Origin of the sequence: Kitasatospora sp. NPDC093558 (assembly GCF_040683475.1) — a bacterium.
GTDB lineage: Bacteria > Actinomycetota > Actinomycetes > Streptomycetales > Streptomycetaceae > Kitasatospora.
In genome coordinates this window covers 1-2,771 of record NZ_JBFBDY010000743.1, presented here as the reverse complement: position 1 = coordinate 2,771, position 2,771 = coordinate 1, and the positions used below count along the sequence as shown (strand labels likewise).

The window sequence follows — 2,771 nt, the reverse complement described above, 5'->3', positions numbered from 1 at the left end:
CTCTGCTTCCTCCCTGGTGTCGGCGAAATCGCCCGGGTGGCAGGGCAGTTGGGCGACCTGTCCGCAGACGTCCTGCAACTGCACGGCCGTGCCCCGCAGTCCGTCCAGGACGCCGCGCTCTCTGCCGGGGAGGGCCGGCGCGTCGTGCTCGCCACCGCCGTGGCCGAGTCCTCCCTCACCGTGCCGGGTGTACGGGTGGTGGTCGACGCCGGACTCGCCCGCGAGCCACGCACCGACCACGCCCGCGGCCTGGCCGGCCTGGTCACCGTCCGCGCCTCGCTTGCCGCCGCCCGGCAACGGGCCGGCCGTGCGGGCCGCGAGGCCCCCGGCGCCGTCTACCGGTGCTGGGCGGAGGCCGAGGACGCCCTGGCCGCCCGCTTCCCCACGCCCGAGATCGCGCTCGCCGACCTCACCCCGTTCGCCCTCCAGGCCGCCTGCTGGGGCGACCCGGACGCCACCGGCCTCGCCCTGCCCGACCGGCCCCCGACGGGGGCGATGGCCGCCGCCCGGCAGACGCTCCAGGCGCTGGGCGCCGTCGATTCGGACGGCCGGGCCACGGCGCGCGGGGTCCGCCTCGCCCGCACGGGGTTGCACCCGCGGCTGGGGCGCGCGCTGGTCGACGGCGCTCCCGCCGTCGGTGCCCGACGGGCCGCCGAGGTGGTCGCCCTCCTGTCCGAGGAGCCGCCGCGCGCGCTCGGCGACGACCTCGGGGCGGTGTGGCGGCTGGTCCGGTCCTCCAAGGACCCCTACGCGGGCCGGTGGCGCGAGGAGGTCCGCCGCCTGGAGCGAGCTGCTGGTTCCGAACCTGCTACTCGGCTACCCGACACGACCGCCGCAGGCCTGGTCGTGGCGCTCGCCTTCCCCGAACGCATCGCCCGCGCGCGGGTCGAGAAGCCGGCCCCCGGCGAGCGCAGCCCGTACCTGATGGCCTCCGGGACGGCCGCCGAGTTGGCCCCCGGCACGACGCTGGGCGCGCTGCCGTGGCTCGCCGTAGCGGTCGCCGACCGCCCGGCGGGCTCACACTCGGCACGCATCCTGCACGCCGCCGCACTGGACGAGGACACCGCCCGCCAGGCGGGCGCGGCGCTGCTCACTACCGCCGAGGAAGTCCACTGGGACACGAGGCGCGGCGAGGTCGTCTCCCGCCGACTCGAATCCCTAGGCGCAATCGAGCTTTCCTCATCCCCCCTGGACCGCCCCGCCCCTCTGTTGATCCGCGCCGCCATCCTCGAAGGCCTCACCCGCGAGGGCATCAGCACCCTGTTGACCTTCCCATCCGGCCTACGCGAACGCCTCGCCTTCCTGCACACGGCTCTTGGAGACCCCTGGCCCGACGTCTCCGATGCCGCCCTCCTCGAACGCGCGGAGGAGTGGCTGGAGCCCGAACTCTCCCGCGCCCGCCGCCGAGCCGACCTCGCGAGGATCGAGACCACAGCGGCCCTCCAACGCCTGCTCCCCTGGGCCACCGGCGAAGCAGGCCGTCTGGACGAACTCGCCCCCGAACGCATCACGATCCCGTCGGGCTCAAAAATCCGAGTGGACTACACCACCGAACGCCCAGTACTGGCAGTCAAGTTGCAAGAACTCTTCGGATGGACAGCCACCCCCACCCTGGCCGGAGGCCGCGTCCCCCTCACGATCCACCTCCTCTCCCCCGCCGGCCGCCCCGCCGCCGTCACCGGAGACCTGGCGTCCTTCTGGCGCGACGGCTACCGAGCCGTCCGCGCCGAGCTGAGAGGCCGCTACCCCCGTCACCCCTGGCCCGAAGACCCGACCACAGCAGAGCCCACCCGCCGCACCAACGCGAGGAAGTAGCAAAGGAGTTACCGCTCCGAGAAGTCACCAACCCGCACACCGGAGAGGAAGGACGCCCAGGCAGCGGCCGGGAAAACGAGAGCGGGCCCCTGCGGGTCCTTGGAGTCACGCACGGGGACGAGGCCGGGGAATCCGGGGGCCACCTCGATGCAGTCGCCCCCGTTGCCTCCGCTGTAGCTGCTCTTGCGCCAGAGAGTCGCGTTGAGCTCGATCCTCGTCATCCTTGAACCCTTTCAGCGCATCAGCGATCAGCGCGAGCGAGTCGGCTACTGACAGTGCCGCCCCGTGAGCCAGATCATAACTGCGGCGATGCGCAGCCACGATCGCCGGATCATCACTGCTGTGCCCGCGATCAAGGCTTTCGGAGTACACGCAGGTCCGACCGTTGGCTCCGAACATGAACTCCTATGCGACCCAGCCGTAGACCCCTCATCTCGCCAGCTCAGGGGCCGACGTATTCGTACACGCCACCGTGAGGGTGGCGCAGCACCGCTCGGTGGCCGTTGGGGGTGGGTTGCGCTGGCATCACCACGGTGGCACCGGCTGCAATGCCTTCTTCGACGGCGGCGGCCAGATCTGAGACCGCCAGGGTGGCACTCACCTGGGCGACCCTGCGCACTGCCTCGTCCAGACCGCAGAACAGAAGGAAGGGCCCGACGCTCGCCAGGCGCACACCGGCGAAGTCGAAGCGGTCGGCGGCCTCGCCGGTCAACCGCTCGTAAAAGGGGATGGCCGCTTCCAGGTCGTCGACGCGCTGTCGCGCGACCACTGAGTTGATCGTTATCGGCATGCTGGAGTACCTCGTCCGTCAGGGTCCGTGGTCAAAACCGTTGGGCCTCTCGCAGTCGTTGTTCTGAGCCCGGCGTGGCTGGCGCCGGACGGGTGCGGCTGGTGTCCTTCCCGACCGCGAGTTCCACCCTGGTGCCGCCCGCCGTCGCCCGCCTGCGGGACGGCCA

At 72.2% G+C, this 2,771-nt stretch carries 3 protein-coding genes and 1 pseudogene; 1 reads left to right on the top strand and 3 read right to left on the bottom strand.

The features are described from left to right. A partial coding sequence (locus AB0O00_RS34605; protein ID WP_363658613.1) for an ATP-dependent helicase C-terminal domain-containing protein occupies nt 1-1,815 on the top strand: 1,815 nt, incomplete at its 5' end. Between the two features lie 8 nt (nt 1,816-1,823). Here AB0O00_RS34605 and AB0O00_RS34600 read toward each other — a convergent pair. The 3 genes and pseudogenes from AB0O00_RS34600 to AB0O00_RS34590 all read right to left on the bottom strand — a co-directional run bounded on the left by AB0O00_RS34600 (nt 1,824) and on the right by AB0O00_RS34590 (nt 2,605). Next, nucleotides 1,824-2,036, bottom strand: a complete 213-nt coding sequence (locus tag AB0O00_RS34600) for a DUF397 domain-containing protein (protein ID WP_363658611.1) — start codon at nt 2,034-2,036, stop codon at nt 1,824-1,826. Nucleotides 2,037-2,070: 34 nt separating this feature from the next. Beyond that, nucleotides 2,071-2,214, bottom strand: a pseudogene (locus AB0O00_RS34595) (transcriptional regulator); the annotation flags it as partial. A 43-nt stretch (nt 2,215-2,257) separates the two neighbouring features. After that, nucleotides 2,258-2,605: a VOC family protein gene (locus tag AB0O00_RS34590; protein ID WP_363658609.1), complete on the bottom strand. Its 348-nt coding sequence runs from the start codon at nt 2,603-2,605 to the stop codon at nt 2,258-2,260. Between the last annotated feature and the right edge of the window lie 166 nt (nt 2,606-2,771).

Bases quoted from the DNA above. Each gene is read 5' to 3' on its own strand.
- AB0O00_RS34600 (WP_363658611.1), bottom strand. From the start codon at position 2,036: ATGACGAGGATCGAGCTCAACGCGACTCTCTGGCGCAAGAGCAGCTAC.
- AB0O00_RS34590 (WP_363658609.1), bottom strand. From the start codon at position 2,605: ATGCCGATAACGATCAACTCAGTGGTCGCGCGACAGCGCGTCGACGAC.